Origin of the sequence: Citrobacter amalonaticus, from assembly GCF_037053465.1 — a bacterium.
GTDB lineage: Bacteria > Pseudomonadota > Gammaproteobacteria > Enterobacterales > Enterobacteriaceae > Citrobacter_A > Citrobacter_A amalonaticus_H.
In genome coordinates this window covers 518,163-539,151 of the sequence record NZ_JBALIF010000001.1, presented here as the reverse complement: position 1 = coordinate 539,151, position 20,989 = coordinate 518,163, and the positions used below count along the sequence as shown (strand labels likewise).

14 protein-coding genes are annotated in these 20,989 nt (G+C 54.5%); 5 read left to right on the top strand and 9 right to left on the bottom strand.

Annotated elements, in window-relative coordinates:
* Positions 1–5: 5 nt before the first annotated feature.
* The 5 genes from WB371_RS02475 to acnB all read right to left on the bottom strand — a co-directional run bounded on the left by WB371_RS02475 (position 6) and on the right by acnB (position 6,516).
* Entirely contained in the window at positions 6–989 is a 984-nt protein-coding gene (locus WB371_RS02475) for a D-threonate 4-phosphate dehydrogenase (protein WP_336218538.1), read from the bottom strand.
* The gene (dtnK, locus tag WB371_RS02470; protein ID WP_336218537.1) at positions 979–2,250 is read right to left on the bottom strand and encodes a D-threonate kinase; all 1,272 of its coding nucleotides are present in this window, start codon (positions 2,248–2,250) and stop codon (positions 979–981) included. The genes WB371_RS02475 and dtnK overlap by 11 nt, the downstream gene beginning before the upstream one ends.
* On the bottom strand, positions 2,247–3,200 hold the full coding sequence (locus tag WB371_RS02465) for a 2-keto-3-deoxygluconate permease 1 (protein WP_336218536.1): 954 nt from the start codon (positions 3,198–3,200) through the stop codon (positions 2,247–2,249). The genes dtnK and WB371_RS02465 overlap by 4 nt, the downstream gene beginning before the upstream one ends.
* Before the next feature lie 181 nt (positions 3,201–3,381).
* Positions 3,382–3,744 (bottom strand): protein YacL, encoded by a 363-nt coding sequence (gene yacL / locus WB371_RS02460; protein ID WP_336218535.1) that lies wholly within the window; start codon positions 3,742–3,744, stop codon positions 3,382–3,384.
* Positions 3,745–3,918: 174 nt separating this feature from the next.
* Positions 3,919–6,516: a bifunctional aconitate hydratase 2/2-methylisocitrate dehydratase gene (acnB, locus tag WB371_RS02455; RefSeq protein ID WP_336218534.1), complete on the bottom strand. Its 2,598-nt coding sequence runs from the start codon at positions 6,514–6,516 to the stop codon at positions 3,919–3,921.
* 398 nt (positions 6,517–6,914) lie between these two features.
* On the opposite strand from acnB, the gene WB371_RS02450 reads away from it, so the two are divergent.
* Together WB371_RS02450 and WB371_RS02445 are read left to right on the top strand one after the other, a co-directional pair.
* A complete protein-coding gene (locus WB371_RS02450; protein ID WP_336218533.1) occupies positions 6,915–8,534 on the top strand; it encodes a DUF3300 domain-containing protein in 1,620 nt (539 codons plus the stop codon).
* A 12-nt stretch (positions 8,535–8,546) separates the two neighbouring features.
* A complete protein-coding gene (locus WB371_RS02445) occupies positions 8,547–9,338 on the top strand; it encodes a DUF2950 family protein (RefSeq protein WP_336218532.1) in 792 nt (263 codons plus the stop codon).
* Positions 9,339–9,397: 59 nt separating this feature from the next.
* Here the strand turns inward: WB371_RS02445 and lpdA are convergent, their stop codons facing one another.
* The 4 genes from lpdA to pdhR form a co-directional block, all read right to left on the bottom strand.
* Entirely contained in the window at positions 9,398–10,822 is a 1,425-nt protein-coding gene (gene lpdA / locus WB371_RS02440) for a dihydrolipoyl dehydrogenase (protein ID WP_336218619.1), read from the bottom strand.
* A gap of 176 nt (positions 10,823–10,998) precedes the next feature.
* Positions 10,999–12,888 carry a pyruvate dehydrogenase complex dihydrolipoyllysine-residue acetyltransferase gene (aceF, locus tag WB371_RS02435; RefSeq protein ID WP_336218531.1) on the bottom strand — a complete coding sequence of 630 codons (1,890 nt, stop codon included), beginning with the start codon at positions 12,886–12,888 and terminating at the stop codon, positions 10,999–11,001.
* A 14-nt stretch (positions 12,889–12,902) separates the two neighbouring features.
* Positions 12,903–15,566 carry a pyruvate dehydrogenase (acetyl-transferring), homodimeric type gene (aceE, locus tag WB371_RS02430; protein WP_336218530.1) on the bottom strand — a complete coding sequence of 888 codons (2,664 nt, stop codon included), beginning with the start codon at positions 15,564–15,566 and terminating at the stop codon, positions 12,903–12,905.
* Positions 15,567–15,728: 162 nt separating this feature from the next.
* Positions 15,729–16,493, bottom strand: coding sequence for a pyruvate dehydrogenase complex transcriptional repressor PdhR (pdhR, locus tag WB371_RS02425; RefSeq protein ID WP_336218529.1), 765 nt, complete (start codon positions 16,491–16,493; stop codon positions 15,729–15,731).
* Positions 16,494–17,089: 596 nt separating this feature from the next.
* Between pdhR and aroP the strand changes: the two genes are divergently transcribed.
* From aroP to WB371_RS02410, 3 genes are all read left to right on the top strand, one after another.
* Entirely contained in the window at positions 17,090–18,460 is a 1,371-nt protein-coding gene (gene aroP, locus WB371_RS02420; protein WP_336218528.1) for an aromatic amino acid transporter AroP, read from the top strand.
* A gap of 166 nt (positions 18,461–18,626) precedes the next feature.
* Positions 18,627–20,039, top strand: a complete 1,413-nt coding sequence (locus WB371_RS02415) for an MFS transporter (protein WP_336218527.1) — start codon at positions 18,627–18,629, stop codon at positions 20,037–20,039.
* Positions 20,032–20,982: a family 43 glycosylhydrolase gene (locus tag WB371_RS02410; RefSeq protein WP_336218526.1), complete on the top strand. Its 951-nt coding sequence runs from the start codon at positions 20,032–20,034 to the stop codon at positions 20,980–20,982. The genes WB371_RS02415 and WB371_RS02410 overlap by 8 nt, the downstream gene beginning before the upstream one ends.
* Positions 20,983–20,989: the final 7 nt, after the last annotated feature.

The window sequence follows — 20,989 nt, the reverse complement described above, 5'->3', positions numbered from 1 at the left end:
GGAAATTACGCCAGTTGCATTGCCAGTTTAATCGATACGGCCATGCTCTCAGATTTTGCTTTTCCCGTCCAGGCGATATCAAACGCCGTCCCGTGATCGGCGGAAGTGCGGATAAACGGCAGCCCGGCCGTGATATTAACGCCATCATAAAAACCAAGCAATTTCAGCGGGATATGTCCCTGATCGTGGTACATCGCCACCACCATGTCATAGTGCCCTTCATAGGCCTGTAAAAACACGGTATCAGGCGGACACGGCCCGTAAACATCGATTCCCTTCGCTTTCATATTCTCAATCGCCGGTCCAACAATGCGGATCTCCTCATCACCAAACAATCCATTCTCACCAGCGTGCGGATTCACGCCCGCCACCGCAATCCGCGGACTGGCAAAGCCCACGCGCTTCAGGAAAGTGTCGGCAATGCTAATTACCGTCTCCACGCGCTGACCATTCAGGGTATCGAGAAACTTACGCAGAGCGATGTGGGTAGAAACATGAATGACTTTCAGCTTGTCGGTGTAAAGCACCATCGCGTAGTCGCGGCTTTCCGTCAGCGTCGCCAGCAGCTCGGTATGTCCGGGATAATTGTGCCCCGCCAGATGTAACGCTTCTTTGTTCAGCGGCGCAGTGGCGATGGCATGGACGTCGCCTTTCATCGCCAGTTCCGTCGCCCGTTTGACGCAACGATAAGCCAGATCGCCCGCCTGCGCCTGGACTTTCCCCGGCTCCAGGACTGCCGGCTGCGCCAGCGGTTCATCGATCACATGGATCACGCCTGGCGTGAATCGGGCATCCGCGACCTGGGTAATGGCGCGAAACGTCACACCTTCAGCCAGACCAAGCCCCTGCAGCCGTTTCAGGGTTTGCAGGCAGCCCACCACCACCAGCGGCGCGCCGCTGAGTTCGTCTTCGCAGAGCGCTTTAACAATAATTTCCGGGCCAATTCCCGCGGGGTCGCCCATCGTAATCGCGATCGTTTTAGTTACCACTGTACATCTCCTCAATAAAATAAAGCGCATCACAAAGGGTACTGTCTGAGCCGAATCCTCCTGCTTTCGTGATGACGGGCAGATCGTCAATTTCACTGTTCACAAATGTGCCGCACGGGATACAGGGCGCCACCTCATGTTGAATGCGATAACCTTCCGCGCCTAACGCACTGGCGACGGCGGTCGCAATATCCCCTCCGGTCAGGAACAGACCGCCAATCCGCGCCTGTTCAATGATGCGTAAGGTGATGGCGCCCAGCCGCTGGCTCAGCCGCTCGCCCAGCGCCTGGCGACTCATCCCGAGTTTACGACACAGCGTGTCGATCATCTGTCGGTCTTCCGCGCGTCGGCTGGTGCGTAAAATCGTATGCTGCTGACGACTGAGCAACGCACAGGCCTGCTCCACCACCGAAGCCATCTCCTGTTCAAACTGAGCAGAAGCCAACTTCGGAGCCTCAATATCGACAACCTTCGCCCGGTTCTGACACAACGCTTTATCGACCTGACGTCGCGTGGCCTCGCTCATCGATCCTGCGACCACCAGTACTGGTAGCTCCTGCTTTTCCTGCATGAACATTCTGACCGGCAGCGCATTGGCAAGTCCGGCGGCCCCCACCAGCAACGGCAACGCCTTTTGCTCGCAGATGGCCTGAGCAATCAGCGACAGATCGCGATCGTCAAGCGCATCCACCACCACCATGCATTCGCCTTCATCTGCGAAAGCAGTTAATCGCGCGCTCAATTCTCCGCGTCGGACCTCTTCAAGCGACACTTCATGCACCGGAATATCACTTTGCAACGCGACCAGTTCCGCAATGCGCGAAGAGATAATCGGTGTTTTCGGATCGCTGGCAAATTCAGTCTCCAGAAGCGGTAATCCATTGACCAGACACAATCCATTGCGGGTCGTGCGCCCTGCGGCGGGGATCGCGGCAGCAATCACCGCCAGTTTCCGGTTGGCGGCACGCATCGCCGCCGTCACCTCAGCGCCCACGTTGCCACGAAAGGTTGAGTCGATTTTTTTATACACCAGCGGCGTGATTGCGCCTGTACACCAGGGTGCTAATGCCTGTTGCACCGCCAGCGCAGCCTGCGCCGCAGGAACGGCCCGGCTCTCGGTGTTGATCACCAGTACATCGGCACGGCGCGACGGTTTTTGCGCCGGGGTGAGCATCACCTCTGTACGCGCCCCTTTTTTCGCCAGTTGCACACCGGTATCGTTAGAGCCCGTAAAATCATCGGCGATAACGATCATTTTCATGCTTTATCCTCCTGTACGGCCTGACGCGCCTGCTTTTTTGCAACCCATGAGGTCAGGACTGGCGTCAGGATCGCGGTCGTTATCACCGAAGCGGCAATCAACGGCGCAGCGGCAGCGGCAACGTCTGCCAGTGAAGGATCTGCCTGGGCAATCGCCAGCGGCGTCGCAACAGCGTTACCCGCAGTACTGGAGGCCGCCGCCCCGGCGATCCCGGAACCACCCACCAGGCGGTCAGCGCGAATGTTGAAGAAGCCGCCCACGAAGGTAGTCAGCACGCCGAGCAAAACGCCCGCCAGCCCGCCCTGCAACAGCATTTCGAGGTTAATCCCGGCGCCCAGTGCAAAGGCAAAGAAGGGGATGAGCAGTGGGCCGCCTTTGGTCAGGAAGTCGCGCATGTTGTGATCGAGGTTGCCGAGGATCATGCCGACCACCAGCGGGACCAGTACCGCCACCAGCGCCATAATGGGAATATTAGCCATCCCCGCCGCGCCCAGGGCTATCATGGTAAAGAACGGGCCGTCATTCAGGGACAAAATGGAGATGGCGCCAACGTCACGTTCATTACCGAATTCCCCCACCAGCGCCGCATAAAGCCCGCCGTTTGAGTTGCTCATCGCCGCGATAATCGCCACACCGCTTAAACCAAAGATCCCTTCCGCACCAAACAGATGCTCAACGCCCAGGCCGATAGCAATGGCAATCAACAATTTTGTCAGAGTGATCGTACCGCCCTGCAACAACGCCTGAGGCGCCGCTTTCACGCTGATCCCGGCTCCCATACACAGCAGGAATGCACCAATCAGCGGTGCCGCACCGTTTTTAAACAGAGCGGTGGTAAATCCACCGATCTCCAGCGCCTGCGGGGCAAAGGTATTAATGATGGCACCGATAACCAATGGCACGACCATCATGCCACCGGGTACGCGTTCTATTGCCTTCTTGATGTTCATGGTCTTCCCGCCTGTTGTTATGTTGTGATTAAAAAAAATCATATTGATTATATTTAATCAAATAAAGATCACAAACGCGGCCGATCACAGTTTTAAAATGATTAATAAAAATCAAACAATCATTTTTCTGCAAAAAAAAAGCCGGACGCTGTTGCCCGGCTTGATGGATGATGGATATAACTCAGGATTGACGCAGAAATTCCCGGTATGCGTTAATAACCTGAAGAAAGTCTTCCACGCCGCACAGCGACAGACTCTCTTCATCGTAGTAACTCATCCCTTCTTCCATTTCGTCGCCGGTAAACTCCAGTTGGTTGGCACGGATCATCACCTCCTCGCCGTCCATCCAGAGCGTGTATTCGTGCCCCGCCCGTTGCCAGGAACGCTCGCTGCCTTTCACCGCCTGTGCTGCCTGTTCCACTTCATCCAGCAGAGCCTGGTTTTCTTTCACTTCTTCATTAAACCAGTGCCCCACCACTTCGTGCCCCATGGACATACGCACTAAAACCCGCCCGGTAACATCGCGCAGAAATTCGTAATCCATAATGTGTTCCTCTGCTCCCGGCAATGCGCCAGTACCGCATTGCGCCTTGTGATAATTATCGCAGCCTGGGCGCAGAAAAAAAGCGGTGCGGGTATAAGGAATGGAAATAAAAATGCCCGGTGAAGCACGCTTCACCGGGCATTGATGCGTTTTTACGCAAACAGCGTTAACGCATTACACCGCCGTCTGGAAAATCACCCCGTCAGCTTTCTCGGTGTACTGAGAGAGCTTATCGAAGTTCAGATAGCGGTATGTGTCCACGGCGGTTTTATCCACCTGCGCCACATAGTTCTGGTACTCTTCCGGCGTCGGCAGTTTGCCGAGAAGCGCCGCAACGGCAGCCAGCTCCGCAGAGGCCAGATAAACGTTCGCCCCGGTGCCTAAACGGTTCGGGAAGTTACGCGTGGAGGTCGATACCACCGTCGCGCCGTCTGCGACACGCGCCTGGTTACCCATACACAGTGAACAACCCGGAATCTCGATACGCGCGCCACTCTTACCAAAGACGCTGTAATAGCCCTCTTCAGTGAGCTGTGCGGCATCCATACGGGTCGGCGGCGCCACCCACAGGCGGGTTGGCAACTGGCCTTTGTGCGCATCCAGCAGTTTTCCGGCGGCGCGGAAGTGACCGATGTTGGTCATGCACGAACCGATAAACACTTCGTCGATTTTATCGCCCTGAACATCAGAGAGCAGACGCGCGTCGTCAGGATCGTTCGGCGCACACAGGATTGGCTCTTTGATATCGGCCAGATCGATGTCGATCACCGCCGCATATTCTGCATCCGCATCGCCTTCCAGCAGTTGTGGATCCGCCAGCCATTTTTCCATCCCCTGAATACGACGCTCCAGGGTACGACGATCGCCATAGCCTTCTGCGATCATCCACTTCAACAGAACAATGTTGGAGGTCAGGTATTCAATGATTGGCTCTTTGTTCAGCTTGATGGTACATCCTGCGGCAGAGCGCTCCGCAGAGGCATCGGTCAGCTCAAAGGCCTGCTCAACTTTCAGATCCGGCAGACCTTCAATCTCCAGAATCCGACCAGAGAAGATGTTCTTCTTGCCTTTCTTCTCAACGGTCAGCAGACCTTGTTTGATGGCATACAGCGGGATGGCGTGGACCAGATCGCGCAGCGTAATGCCCGGCTGCATTTTGCCTTTAAAACGCACCAGAACGGATTCTGGCATATCCAGCGGCATCACGCCCGTCGCGGCAGCAAACGCTACCAGACCGGAGCCTGCCGGGAAGGAGATACCGATAGGGAAACGGGTATGTGAGTCACCGCCAGTACCAACAGTATCCGGCAGCAGCATACGGTTCAGCCAGGAGTGGATAACCCCATCGCCCGGACGCAGCGAAACGCCGCCACGGTTCATAATGAAGTCTGGCAGCGTGTGGTGCGTGGTCACGTCAACCGGCTTCGGATAAGCCGCAGTGTGACAGAAAGACTGCATCACCAGATCGGAAGAGAAGCCCAGGCATGCCAGGTCTTTCAGTTCGTCACGGGTCATTGGGCCTGTCGTATCTTGCGAGCCAACAGAGGTCATCTTCGGTTCGCAGTACGCGCCCGGACGGATACCAGCGACGCCGCAGGCGCGACCGACCATCTTCTGCGCCAGTGAGTAACCGCGGCTGCTTTCCGCCACGTCTTTCGCCTGACGGAAAACGTCTGAGTGCGGCAACCCCAGCGCTTCACGCGCTTTGGTGGTCAGGCCGCGACCGATGATCAGCGGAATGCGGCCACCGGCACGAACTTCATCAACCAGCACGTCGGTTTTCAGTTCAAAGCTCGCCAGCAGTTCGCCGGTCTCGTGGTTACGCACTTCGCCTTTGTACGGATAGACGTCAATCACATCACCCATATTCAGGTTTGACACGTCCACTTCGATTGGCAGTGCGCCCGCATCTTCCATGGTGTTGAAGAAGATTGGCGCAATTTTGCCACCCAGCACCAGACCGCCGCCGCGTTTGTTCGGCACGTGCGGAATGTCATCGCCCATGAACCACAGTACAGAGTTGGTGGCAGATTTGCGGGAAGAACCGGTCCCGACAACATCACCGACATAGGCCAGCGGGAAACCTTTCCTCTGAAGTGCTTCAATCTGTTTGATCGGGCCGACCACGCCCGGCTGATCCGGCTCAATACCTTCACGGGCGTTTTTCAGCATCGCTAACGCGTGCAGCGGAATATCCGGGCGGGACCATGCATCTGGTGCCGGAGAGAGATCATCGGTGTTAGTTTCACCGGTCACTTTAAAGACGGTGACGGTCATTTTTTCCGCCAGCGGCGGGCGGCTCAGGAACCATTCGGCATCGGCCCAGGACTGCATCACCTGCTTCGCGAATTCGTTACCTGCTTTGGCTTTTTCTTCTACGTCGTAGAAGTTATCGAACATCAGCAGCGTATGGGAGAGCGCTTTGGCGGCGATAGCGGCCAGTTTCGCGTCGTCCAGCGCATCGATCAGCGGATGGATGTTGTAACCACCCTGCATAGTACCGAGCAGTTCAATCGCTTTTTCAGGCGTAATCAGTGGGGAAGTCGTTTCGCCTTTAGCTACGGCAGCGAGGAAACCCGCTTTAACATAGGCGGCTTCATCGACGCCAGGGGGAACACGGTTGATCAACAGGTCTGACAGGAATTCTTCTTCGCCCGCAGGCGGGTTCTTCAGCAGCTCGACGAGTGCGGCCATTTGGGTTGCATCTAAGGGTTTGGGCACAATCCCAACAGCTGCACGTTCTGCTACGTGCTTACGGTATTCTTCTAGCACGACGGTTCTCCTCGCTCTCATTGTCATAGTGCGGCGCTTTATCGATGGGCGATTCTCTTCACGCTCCTGTGAGACAGCAGTTTGTAGGGTAAATGCCCGGTACCGCAAAGGGCAGAATAACAGGATTTTAGCGGGGTGTTAATCTGTTTACAAAAAAGCAACATAAAAAAGTGGCTGAATCGTTAAGGATGGTCTAATGCCCTTTCCGATTCCGGACCGGAGGAATTACGCGATGTTACGGCTGATCACATTATTTCGAATTCTTATAATCACTCTTCTGTAAGAATCCCAAGATTAGTCAAAAATTAAACTATCGTCTCTTTATACTTTCGTAACACTGCACCTGCGGGTGGCAGCACTTTGACTATAGCGATTTCCATGAAATCGGGAGCAAGAAAATGACGTTGCCTTTTAAACCCCATGTGCTTGCGCTGATCTGTAGCGCCGGATTACTCGCTGCTTCAGGCGTGTTGTATGTAAAAAGCCAGACACCGGAAGCCCCTGCCACTCCCTCGGTTACAGCACAACCTTCTGTACCTGTACCTGCGCCAGCGGCACCTGTTGCGAAGCCCACCTTTACCAGTGCGCAAATTGATCAGTGGGTCGCGCCGATTGCGCTGTACCCGGATCCCTTGCTCTCTCAGGTCCTGATGGCTTCGACCTATCCGGCGAATGTCGTCCAGGCCGTACAGTGGTCGCGGGATAACCCTACACAACAAGGGGATGCCGCCATTCAGGCGGTTGCCAGCCAGCCCTGGGATCCCAGCGTGAAATCGCTGGTCGCCTTTCCGCAGTTGATGTCATTGATGGGAGGAAACCCGGAGTGGGTACAAAACCTCGGTGATGCATTTCTGGCACAACCGCAGGATGTGATGGATTCAGTGCAACGTCTGCGGTTACTGGCGCAACAGACCGGCGCGCTGAAATCAACCCCGCAGCAGACTGTCACCGCCACGCCGAAAAAGAGTGTCGCGACCACGTCGTCAACCTCATCCACATCATCCAGCACGGCGTCAGCCCCGGCTTCAACGGTGATAAAAATCGAACCGGCCGATCCGCAGGTGGTGTATGTCCCGAGCTATAACCCTTCCACCGTGTATGGCACCTGGCCGAACACGGCGTATCCGCCGGTCTATCTGCCCCCCACTCCTGGCGAGCAGTTTGCGGGAAGTTTCGTGAAGGGTTTTGGCTACAGTCTTGGCGTCGCGACCACCTATGCCCTCTTCAGCAACATCGACTGGGATGATGATGACGATCATCATCATCATGACGATGACCATCACGGCGACTACGGTTATCAGCACAACGGCGATAACATCAATATCAACGTCGATAACTTCAACCGTATCTCCGGACAGAATCTGAGGGAAAAAAATCTGACCTGGCAGCACAACCCGGCTTACCGGGGCGGCGTGCCATACCAGAATGGAACAACACCGCGTTTCCACCAAACCAATGTCAGCGGCGGCCTCAGTGCGACGCAGCAGCCCGCCACAACCGCTTCCCGCGACAGCCAGCGACAGGCGGCAATGGCGCAACTGCAACAGCGCCATCCGGATGCGGCGAAAACACTGGCGCAACACCCGACCGCGACAACACGTGATGCCCAACGCAAAGCGGCCTCTCAGCAGTTGAATCAGGTTGCTCAGCGCAATAACTATCGCGGCTACGACACTGAAAACAACAACGCTCGTCGCCAGGCTGCCCAGCAAACGATGCAGAGATCGACCACGCCCGCACAGCAACAACGTCGTGAGGAGTTCAAAACCCAAGCCCAGCAGCATCCGGTTTCACAACAACAGCGAGAGGCTGTCCGTCAGCGCATTGATTCCTCGACGCCGCAACAACGCCAGGCATTCCGCCAGAACACAGCAAATGCGTTTAGCGGTAACGACAGCCGTTCTCCTGGCTGGCAATCACAGCAGCAGCGCGGGCAGGAAAGTCGTCGCCTGGGCAATGTACAACGAGGGGCTACGCACGAACGCCTGTCACAACACCACGAGTTTCACCGTCGTTAACCGGAGCCCATAATGAAAAAAATCGTCTTTAGCGCCCTCCTGCTTTCGCTTCCAGTGTTGAGCTATGCCCAGCAGATGTTTACCACGCCGGACGAAGCCGCAAACGCGTTTGCAAAAGCAGTTGCCGGAAATAACGATGCTGAGCTTGCTGTTGTGCTTGGCGATGACTGGCGACAGTTCTTACCTCCTGAGGGGGCCGACCCCGAAGCTGTCGCCCGCTTTAATCGCGACTGGAAGGTGAATCATCAGATCATCCAGCAAGGTGATGTCGCCCATCTGAACGTCGGTCAGGAGCAGTGGCAGTTGCCCATTCCCATCGTGAAAACCAATAAGGGATGGCATTTCGATATGTCTGCGGCGCAAGATGAGATCCTGACGCGGGAGATTGGTCGCAACGAATTATCGGCGATTGAGGCTATGCGCGCCTATGTAGACGCCCAGTACGATTACTGGCAGCGTAAGCAGGTTTTTGCGAAGCGGATTATCAGCCATGATGGGCAGCAGGATGGCCTGTACTGGCCGGTAAAACCGGGTGAAACACCCAGCCCATTAGGACCAGCCTTTAGCCCCGTCTCGCCGGGAGAAGGGTATCACGGCTACTATTTCCGCATTATTTCCAGTGACACTCCGAAAGGCTTTGCCCTGCTGGCATGGCCTGTAACATGGGGTGAAACGGGTGTGATGAGTTTTATGATAAGCCAGGATGACCGGGTGTATCAGGCGAACCTGGGTGAAGATACAGGACTGAAAGCCACGGCGATAGAACAGTTTACTCCCCACGCGCCCTGGAAACCCGTGGAGTAATCGCATAAAAAAAGCGGCTGTTAAGCCGCTTTTTTATTTGCCGGATGGCGCTCAGAAACTTACTTTTTCTTCGCTTTCGGGTTCGGCAGGTCGGTGATGCTACCTTCGAACACTTCAGCCGCCAGACCAACAGATTCGTGCAGCGTCGGGTGCGCGTGAATAGTCAGTGCGATATCTTCTGCGTCACAACCCATTTCGATCGCCAGACCGATTTCCCCCAGCAGCTCGCCGCCGTTGGTGCCGACAATCGCACCACCAATGACGCGGTGAGTTTCTTTGTCGAAAATCAGTTTGGTCATACCGTCTGCGCAATCGGAAGCGATAGCACGACCAGATGCCGCCCACGGGAAGGTAGCAGTTTCAAAGCTGATACCCTTCTCTTTCGCTTCTTTCTCCGTCAGACCCACCCATGCCACTTCTGGCTCAGTGTAGGCAATTGACGGGATAACTTTCGGATCGAAGTAGTGTTTCTTACCGGCGATAACTTCAGCGGCAACGTGACCTTCATGAACACCTTTGTGCGCCAGCATCGGCTGACCGACGATATCGCCGATAGCAAAGATGTGCGGCACGTTGGTGCGCAGTTGCTTGTCAACGCGGATGAAGCCACGGTCGTCCACTTCCACGCCCGCTTTACCCGCATCGAGGTTTTTACCGTTCGGCACACGACCGATTGCGACCAGCACGGCGTCATAACGCTGCGCTTCGGCAGGCGCTTTTTTGCCTTCCATGGAAACGTAAATACCGTCTTCTTTCGCTTCAACGGCAGTCACTTTGGTTTCCAGCATCAGGTTGAATTTCTTGCTGATGCGTTTGGTGAAGACTTTCACGATGTCTTTGTCAGCCGCCGGGATCACCTGGTCGAACATTTCAACCACATCAATCTCTGAACCCAGCGCGTGGTACACGGTACCCATTTCCAGACCGATGATACCGCCGCCCATAACCAGCAGACGTTTTGGTACGGATTTCAGCTCCAGCGCATCGGTGGAGTCCCAGACACGCGGATCGTCGTGGGGAATAAACGGCAACTGAATCGGACGGGAGCCCGCCGCGATAATCGCGTTGTCGAAGTTAATCACGGTTTTACCGTTTTCGCCTTCCACTTCCAGGGTGTTGGCCCCGGTAAATTTACCCAGACCGTTGACCACTTTCACTTTACGGCCTTTGGCCATACCCGCCAGACCGCCGGTCAGCTGCGTGATCACTTTTTCTTTCCAGGTACGAATTTTGTCGATATCGGTTTTCGGCTCGCCAAAAACGATACCGTGTTCAGCCAGCGCTTTGGCCTCTTCGATAACTTTTGCTACGTGCAGCAGCGCTTTAGAAGGGATACAGCCGACGTTCAGACAAACACCGCCGAGGGTGCTGTAACGTTCTACGATGACGGTCTCCAGACCTAAATCTGCGCAACGGAAGGCAGCAGAGTAACCTGCGGGGCCTGCCCCAAGTACCACGACCTGAGTTTTGATTTCAGTACTCATCATGACCTCTTAATTTATTTCCGGCGAATCCCTGGTCTTGTCGCCCATCGTCCACCGGGTCGTTCTATCCGCCCGTATCTTACAAAATTGTTAACAATTTTGAAACAACAAAACGGCAACGATTTCTCTGTAGGCCGGATAAGGCGCTCGCGCCACCATCCGGCCTGCAGTAGTACTTACATCACCAGGCGGCGAATGTCGGACAGCATATTGTTGATGATGGTAATGAAACGCGCACCATCAGCACCGTCAATCACGCGGTGGTCGAAGGAGAGAGAGATAGGCATCATCAGACGCGGTACAAACTCTTTACCGTTCCATACTGGCTCCATCGCGGACTTGGAAACACCGAGGATCGCCACTTCCGGCGCGTTCACAATCGGCGCGAAGTGGGTGGTACCCAGGCCGCCGATGCTGGAGATAGTGAAGCAACCGCCCTGCATTTCGCCAGCGGTCAGCTTACCATCACGCGCTTTTTTGGAGATGGTCGTCAGTTCACGAGACAGCTCGGTAACGCTCTTCTTGTTCACGTCTTTGAAGACCGGAACCACCAGACCATTCGGCGTATCCACCGCCACACCGATGTTGATGTATTTCTTCAGCGTCAGACGCTGGCCGTCTTCGGACAGCGAGCTGTTGAAGCGTGGCATCTGCTCAAGCGCCGCAGCAACGGCTTTCATGATGAAAACAACCGGAGTGTATTTCACATCCAGTTTACGCTTCTCAGCTTCGGCGTTCTGCTGTTTACGGAACGCTTCCAGATCGGTGATATCGGTTTTGTCGAAGTGCGTAACATGCGGGATCATCACCCAGTTACGGCTCAGGTTAGCACCAGAGATTTTCTGGATGCGACCCAGTTCCACTTCTTCGATTTCACCGAACTTGCTGAAGTCCACTTTCGGCCACGGCAACATACCCGGGATACCGCCGCCTGCTGCTGCAGCGGGAGCCGCTTCAGCACGCTTGATAGCGTCTTTCACGTAAGCCTGAACGTCTTCACGCAGGATACGACCTTTACGGCCAGTGCCCTTCACTTTCGCCAGGTTAACGCCGAACTCGCGCGCCAGACGGCGAATCAGCGGAGTTGCATGAACGTAAGCGTCGTTCTCAGCAAACTCAGATTTACCGTCCGCTTTCGCAGCCGGAGCAGCAGCGGGTTTAGCAGCCTGAGCCGGTGCAGCAACAGGGGCTGGAGCAGCAGCCGGAGCCGCTGCAGGCGCCGCGCCTTCCACTTCGAAGACCATGATCAACGAACCGGTTTTCACTTTATCGCCAGTGCTGATTTTGATCTCTTTTACGGTACCTGCGAACGGTGCCGGAACTTCCATAGAGGCTTTGTCGCCTTCTACGGTGATCAGTGATTGTTCAGCGGCCACTTTGTCGCCCACTTTCACCATCACTTCGGTCACTTCAACTTCGTCACCGCCGATGTCCGGTACGTTAACGTCTTTCGCGCCAGAGGCCGCCGGAGCCGCCGCTGCAGCAGGAGCCGCAGCCTGAGCCGGTGCAGCAGCAGGCGCTGCGCCAGCCACTTCGAAGACCATGATCAGCGAGCCGGTGGACACTTTGTCGCCGGTGTTGATTTTGATCTCTTTCACGGTGCCCGCGAACGGTGCCGGAACTTCCATAGACGCTTTATCGCCTTCCACAGTGATCAGCGACTGCTCAGCCGTCACGGTATCGCCGACTTTCACCATGATCTCAGTGACTTCAACTTCGTCGCCGCCGATATCCGGTACGTGTACTTCTTTTGCTGCCGCCGCAGCTGGCGCGGCTGCCGGAGCCGCTTCTTTTTTCTCTTCTGCCGGAGCAGGTGCAGCAGTTGCTGCACCGTCAGCGGAATCGAAAATCATGATCAATTTGCCGGTCTCGGTTTTGTCGCCAACAGAGACTTTGATCTCTTTAACAACGCCAGCCTGTGGAGACGGGACTTCCATAGAGGCTTTATCGCCTTCTACGGTGATCAGCGACTGTTCAGCTTCAACCTTGTCGCCTGGTTTGACCAGGATCTCGGTGATTTCAACTTCATCTGCCCCGATGTCCGGTACTTTGATTTCGATAGCCATTATTCTTTTACCTCTTACGCCAGACGCGGGTTAACTTTTTCTGCATCGATGTTGAATTTGGTAATTGCATCCGCAACCACTTTCTTATCGATTTCGCCACGTTTAGCCAGTTCGCCCAGTGCCGCTACAACCACGTAGGACGCATCCACTTCGAAGTGGTGACGCAGGTTTTCACGGCTGTCAGAGCGACCGAAACCGTCAGTACCCAGTACGCGGTAATCATCAGCCGGTACATAAGTACGAACCTGTTCGGCAAACAGTTTCATATAGTCAGTGGACGCCACTGCCGGCGCGTCGTTCATCACCTGAGCGATGTACGGAACGCGCGGGGTTTCCAGCGGGTGCAGCATGTTCCAGCGTTCACAATCCTGACCATCACGCGCCAGCTCAGTGAAGGAGGTCACGCTGTAGACGTCAGAACCTACACCGTAGTCTTTCGCCAGGATCTGTGCGGCTTCACGAACGTGACGCAGGATAGAACCGGAACCCAGCAACTGCACTTTACCTTTGCTACCTTCCAGGGTTTCGAGTTTGTAGATACCTTTACGGATACCTTCCTCAGCACCTTCCGGCATCGCCGGCATGTGGTAGTTTTCGTTCAGCGTGGTGATGTAGTAGTAAACGTTCTCTTGTTTCTCACCGTACATACGCTCCAGACCATCGTGCATGATGACCGCAACTTCGTACGCGTAAGACGGATCGTAGGAGATACAGTTCGGGATGGTCAGCGACTGAATATGGCTGTGACCATCTTCGTGCTGCAGACCTTCGCCGTTAAGCGTAGTACGTCCGGACGTCCCACCAATCAGGAAGCCACGCGCCTGCTGGTCACCTGCTGCCCAGCACAGGTCGCCGATACGCTGGAACCCGAACATGGAGTAGTAGATGTAGAACGGGATCATCGGCAGATCGTTAGTGCTGTAAGAGGTAGCCGCCGCCAGCCAGGAAGAACCTGCGCCCAGCTCGTTGATACCTTCCTGCAGAATCTGGCCTTTCTCGTCTTCTTTATAGTAAGCAACCTGCTCACGGTCCTGCGGGGTGTATTGCTGGCCGTTCGGGCTGTAAATACCGATCTGACGGAACAGACCTTCCATACCGAAAGTACGCGCTTCGTCAGCAATGATCGGAACCAGACGATCTTTGATCGATTTGTTCTTCAGCATCACGTTCAGAGCACGAACGAAAGCAATAGTGGTAGAGATTTCTTTGTTTTGCTCTTCCAGCAGCGCGCCGAAGTCTGCGAGGGTTGGCAATTCCAGCTTCTCAGTGAAGTTCGGCTGGCGGCTCGGCAGGTAGCCGTGCAGCGCCTGACGGCGTTCGTGCAGGTATTTGTGCTCTTCAGAACCTTCCGGGAAGGTAATGTAGGACAGTTTTTCAACCTGCTCGTCGGTGACCGGAACATTGAAACGGTCGCGGATATAGCGCACGCCGTCCATGTTCATTTTTTTCACCTGGTGAGCGATGTTTTTACCTTCGGCAGTGTCACCCATGCCATAACCTTTGATGGTATGAGCCAGGATTACGGTTGCTTTGCCTTTGGTTTCCTGCGCTTTTTTCAGTGCAGCGTAGACTTTCTTCGGATCGTGACCACCACGGTTCAGAGACCAGATCTGCTCATCAGTCCAGTCAGCCACCAGCGCGGCGGTTTCCGGGTATTTACCGAAGAAGTGCTCACGAACATACGCGCCATCTTTGGATTTGAAGGTCTGGTAATCGCCGTCAACGGTTTCGTTCATCAACTGGATCAGTTTACCGCTGGTGTCTTTACGCAGCAGTTCATCCCAACGACCGCCCCACATGACCTTAATCACGTTCCAGCCAGCACCGTCGAAGATGCCTTCCAGTTCGTTAACGATTTTGCCGTTACCGGTGACCGGGCCGTCCAGACGCTGCAGGTTACAGTTGATGATGAAGACCAGGTTGTCCAGTTTTTCACGGGTCGCGATGGTGATTGCGCCTTTGGATTCCGGCTCATCCATCTCGCCGTCACCCAGGAAAGCGTAAACGGTCTGTTTAGAGGTATCTTTCAGACCACGGTGTTCCAGATATTTCAGGAATTTAGCCTGATAGATTGCCCCGATCGGGCCCAGCCCCATAGATACGGTTGGGAACTGCCAGAATTCCGGCATCAGTTTCGGGTGCGGATAGGAAGACAGGCCATTGCCATGCACTTCCTGACGGAAGTTGTCCATCTGCTCTTCAGTCAGACGGCCTTCCAGGAAGGCGCGAGCGTAAATGCCCGGGGAGATGTGGCCCTGGAAATAAACCAGGTCGCCGCCATCCTGCTCATTGCGGGCGCGGAAGAAGTGGTTGAAGCACACATCGTAAACCGTCGCGGAAGACTGGAAGGAGGCCATGTGGCCGCCGAGCTCGAGGTCTTTTTTCGACGCACGCAGCACGGTCATGATGGCGTTCCAACGGATAGCAGAACGAATACGACGCTCCAGCTCCAGATTGCCCGGGTATTCCGGTTCATCTTCAACGGCAATAGTGTTGATGTAATTGCTCGCCCCTGCACCTGCCGCTACTTTCACCCCACCTTTGCGGGCTTCAGAAAGCAGTTGGTCGATCAGATACTGAGCGCGCTCAACACCTTCTTCACGGATGACCGATTCGATCGCCTGTAGCCAGTCGCGAGTTTCGATCGGATCCACGTCATTTGGGAAACGTTCTGACATGGGGGTATTCCTTATCTATCTAATACGTTGAGTTATCTGGAACCTGTCCCATTACGTTCTCGCCAGAGAACGCAATAAGACAGGTTCTGCGTTTAGTTGCCGCGCCTTTCATTAGCGCTTGATTTACAACATCTTCTGGCTAACTAACTGCCAGAAAAATCATTAATTCTTTCGCTGCTCCAGACGACGTAAGGCGCGTTCACGGCGGCTCTCCTCACGGCTTCTGTCTAACAGAATCTCTTCGATAAACGCCAGATGACGGTGTGATGCTTCACGCGCCTCTTCCGGCTTACCGGCAATAATCGCTTCGAAAATACGGGTGCGGTGACTGCTCACCAGCGGAAGCATCTCGCGACGCGAATAGAGCAATTCAAAGTTCTGGCGGACGTTCTGGGCCAGCATGGGCTCCATGCATCTCAGCAGATGGAGCAAAACCACATTGTGTGCCGCTTCGGTGACAGCAATTTGATACTGGAGGACGGCGTCGGACTCCACATCACGGTCACCGGATTCTTGCGCCAGTTCAATGGCATGGTGCAGTTCACGAATGCGCGTTTTGTCTTCATCGGTGCTGCGCAGCGCCGCGTAATAGGCGGCAATGCCTTCCAGCGCATGGCGCGTCTCAAGCAGGTCAAACTGGGATTCAGGATGGTCGGAGAGCAGTTCTACCAGTGGATCGCTAAAACTCTGCCACAGGCTGCTCTGAACAAAAGTGCCACCGCCCTGACGACGAAGCAGCAGACCCTTCGCTTCGAGACGTTGAATCGCCTCACGCAAGGAGGGGCGGGAGACGTCGAACTGTTTCGCCAGTTCGCGTTCCGGCGGAAGTTTTTCTCCCGGGCGTAGCGTGCCCTCAAGGATCAAAAACTCCAGCTGTTGCTCTATCACATCGGATAATTTTGGTTGGCGGATTTTGCTGTAGGCCATGATGTCCCGTCTTAAGCCATTTGCCCGGAGTCAATTGGTCTTACCAATTTCATGTCTGTGACGCTAAAGTAACAAAGTATTCACCTTCTGTCCATACAGGTTTTGATTGAAATCAGGAAACCACGCACATTTTAACAACATTACAGAAATAACGTTTCAAACATGTAACTATGCACAAATGTTAAATTTACTATCGGGGAGAGTGTTTTAACGATTATGAAACGAGGAAAAATCTTATCTGAAGCGATTCAACTGCATATCCATTCAAAATAAATCATTAAGCAGTCAATAGTTGAGATCAACGAATGTTAAACCCGGAGAGAAAGTGTATTTACAAATGCTTTCTTTTTACGCAACTCGTCATCAACCTTTCACAAAGCAGGTGCATTCCCTGCCGCATACCATTATTCTGTCCCGGACAAAAGAGTTTCGGCAACATTTCATAAATCATTACTGTAAAGATAATAATACAACAAACGGAATTGCAAACTTACACACGCATCATTGCGTAGTACTAATAATAATTACTCAAAATGGTTTGGGTCGCTGCAAGGCGCGCTGAAATCTGAAGAGTAAACCACACACGAGGTTTAAAGATGGACAGTCATCAGCACGGCGAGCAGCTAAAGCGCGGCCTTAAAAACCGCCATATCCAGCTTATCGCGCTGGGTGGCGCAATAGGAACAGGTCTGTTCCTCGGGAGCGCCTCCGTTATCCAGTCCGCCGGACCCGGTATTATTCTGGGCTACGCGATCGCGGGTTTTATTGCCTTTCTTATTATGCGTCAGTTGGGTGAAATGGTGGTTGAAGAGCCGGTTGCCGGTTCATTCAGTCACTTTGCCTATAAATACTGGGGCAGCTTTGCCGGCTTCGCATCAGGCTGGAACTATTGGGTGCTGTATGTGCTGGTCGCCATGGCAGAGCTGACCGCCGTCGGAAAATACATCCAGTTCTGGTGGCCGGAGATTCCGACATGGGCCTCCGCAGCCGTCTTCTTTGTGGTGATCAACGCCATCAACCTGACGAATGTAAAAGTATTCGGTGAGATGGAGTTCTGGTTCGCCATCATCAAAGTGATTGCGGTGGTCGCGATGATCCTGTTCGGCGGCTGGCTGTTGTTCAGCGGTAACGGCGGTCCACAGGCGACCGTGCGTAACCTGTGGGAGCAAGGCGGCTTCTTGCCTCACGGGATGACTGGGCTGGTGATGATGATGGCCATCATTATGTTCTCGTTTGGTGGACTGGAGCTGGTGGGGATCACCGCTGCAGAAGCCGATAACCCGGAGCAAAGCATCCCGAAAGCCACTAACCAGGTTATCTACCGTATTCTGATTTTCTATGTGGGCTCGCTGGCGGTTCTGCTTTCCCTGCTGCCGTGGACGCGCGTTACCGCTGATACCAGTCCGTTTGTCCTTATCTTCCACGAACTGGGCGATACCTTCGTGGCGAATGCGCTCAATATCGTCGTGCTGACGGCAGCGCTTTCCGTTTATAACAGCTGCGTGTACTGTAACAGCCGTATGCTGTTCGGCCTGGCGCAGCAGGGTAACGCACCAAAAGCGCTGCTCAACGTTGATAAGCGCGGCGTGCCGGTGAACACCATTATCGTGTCAGCGTTCGTCACCGCGCTGTGCGTACTGATCAACTATATGGCCCCCGAATCGGCGTTTGGTTTGCTGATGGCCCTGGTGGTCTCGGCCCTGGTGATTAACTGGGCGATGATCAGCCTGGCGCACATCAAGTTCCGCCGTGCTAAACAGCAGCAGGGCGTGACCACCCGTTTCCCTGCCCTGCTCTACCCGCTGGGTAACTGGATTTGCCTGCTGTTCATGGCGGGCGTGCTGGTGATTATGCTGCTCACTCCTGGAATGGCGATTTCCGTTTACCTGATCCCGGTCTGGATTGCGATCCTCGGCGTGGGTTATCTGGTTAAACAGAAAAACGGCAAAACCGTAAAAGCGCATTAACAGCCCTTCACCTCAGCACTCGCTTCGCGGGTGCTGAGCGTTTGTTACCTTCCTCACAAATTCACCTCGACAGCCGCTTTATCCATATCACCGCCCTGATACTGCAACGCAAATATCGATTAGCCAGCAAATAATTCTCTCCATACCGTCACCCGGAGAGCAGTCAATGGATAGCAACAAACTGTCAGTAAAAGAGAAGATCGGCTATGGGATGGGCGATGCAGGATGCAATATCATCTTCGGCGCCATCATGTTGTTTGTTAATTATTTTTATACCGATATTTTTGGTCTGGCGCCTGCGCTGGTCGGCGTATTACTGCTGTCCGTGCGCGTCATTGATGCCGTTACAGACCCGATTATGGGTGCCATCGCGGACCGTACCCGCAGTAAGTATGGGCGGTTTCGTCCATGGCTACTGTGGATTGCGTTCCCTTATGCGCTGTTCAGTATCCTGATGTTCACCACGCCAGAGTGGAGTTATAGCAGCAAAGTTATCTATGCCTTTGTGACCTATTTCCTGCTCTCGTTAACTTATACGGCCATCAACATTCCTTACTGCTCGTTGGGCGGCGTGATTACCAACGACCCACAAGAGCGCGTCGCCTGCCAGTCCTGGCGCTTTGTGCTGGTGGGTATCGCCACCCTGCTGCTCTCCCTGACGCTCCTGCCGATGGTCGACTGGTTTGGTGGCGATAACAAAGCCAAAGGTTATCAGATGGCGATGACCGTGCTGGCGCTGACTGGAACCTGTATGTTCCTGTTCTGCTTCTCTACCGTACGCGAGCGCGTGCGTCCGGCGGTACAGACCCATGATCAGCTGAAAAACGACCTGAAGGACGTGTGGAAGAACGACCAGTGGGTACGCATTTTGCTGCTGACCCTCTGCAACGTCTGCCCGGGCTTTATCCGCATGGCTGCCACCATGTATTACGTCACCTGGGTGATGGGCCAGAGCACCCACTTCGCCACCCTGTTTATCAGCCTGGGAGTGGTGGGCATGATGCTTGGCAGTATGCTGGCGAAAGTGCTGACCGACCGCTGGTGTAAACTGAAAGTTTTTTTCTGGACCAACATCGTGCTGGCGATTTTCTCCTGCGCGTTCTATTTCTTCGACCCTAAAGCCACCGTCACCATCGTGGTGCTCTACTTCCTGCTCAACATTCTTCACCAGATCCCGTCTCCACTGCACTGGTCGCTGATGGCTGATGTGGACGACTATGGCGAATGGAAAACCGGTAAACGCATCACCGGGATCAGCTTCTCGGGCAATATCTTCTTCCTCAAACTGGGGCTGGCGATTGCTGGCGCGATGGTGGGCTTCCTGCTCTCCTGGTATGGCTACGACGCCGGCGCGAAAGCACAAAGCGCGGATGCCATCAATGGGATCGTCCTGCTCTTTACCGTGATCCCCGGCGTAGGGTATTTGATCACTGCGGGCGTAGTGCGACTGCTGAAAGTGGATCGGGAAACCATGAAACAGATCCAGCTCGACCTGGAGAACCGCCGCGCAAACTACAGAGAACTGAACGCCTGGCAGGAAACAAGAGCCGAAACGAAAGAAGGAACGCCGCATGCATAACTGGCCTAACCCGTTTATAGAACAACGTGCTGACCCGTACATTCTGCGTCACGAAGGGCAATACTATTTTATCGCCTCCGTGCCGCAATACGACAGGCTGGCGATCCGCCGGGCAGCGTCACTGGAAGGGTTGCGCAGTGCCGATGAAGTCGTCGTATGGCGCAAACCAGAGACCGGTCCGATGAGCCAGCTTATCTGGGCACCGGAACTGCATCATATCAATGACAAGTGGTACATCTATTTTGCCGCCGCGCACACTCAGGCGCTGGACAGTCTGGGGATGTTCCAGCACCGCATGTTTGTGCTGGAGTGTGCCGATCGCGACCCGTTGACCGGTACGTGGGTTGAAAAAGGGCAGGTAAAAACCCCGTTCGACACCTTTGCGCTGGACGCCACCACCTTCGTACATCAGGGGAAACGCTGGTATCTGTGGGCGCAAAAAGCCCCGGATATCTCCGGAAACTCCAACCTCTATTTATGTGAAATGGAGAACCCGTGGACGCTGAAAGGCGAGCCGGTGATGCTCAGTAAACCGGAATATGACTGGGAATGCCGCGGTTTTTGGGTCAACGAAGGCCCGGCGGTGCTGTTCCACGACGACACTCTGTTTATCAGCTATTCCGCCAGCGCGACCGACGAGAATTACTGCATGGGGCTACTGTGGACAGAGATAAATGCCAATCCGCAAAATCCCGCGAACTGGCACAAAGCCTCGCGCCCGGTTTTCGTAACCAGCTACGAAAACCGCCAGTATGGACCAGGCCATAATAGTTTTACGCAAACGCCGGAAGGAGAAGATGTGCTGGTGTATCACGCGCGTAATTACACCGAAATTGAAGGCGACCCGCTTTATGATCCCAATCGCCATACCCGCCTGAAGCTCGTCCGCTGGCACGAAAACGGGATGCCTGATTTTGGCATCCCGCCTGCTGATACGCTGTAACCGCTAC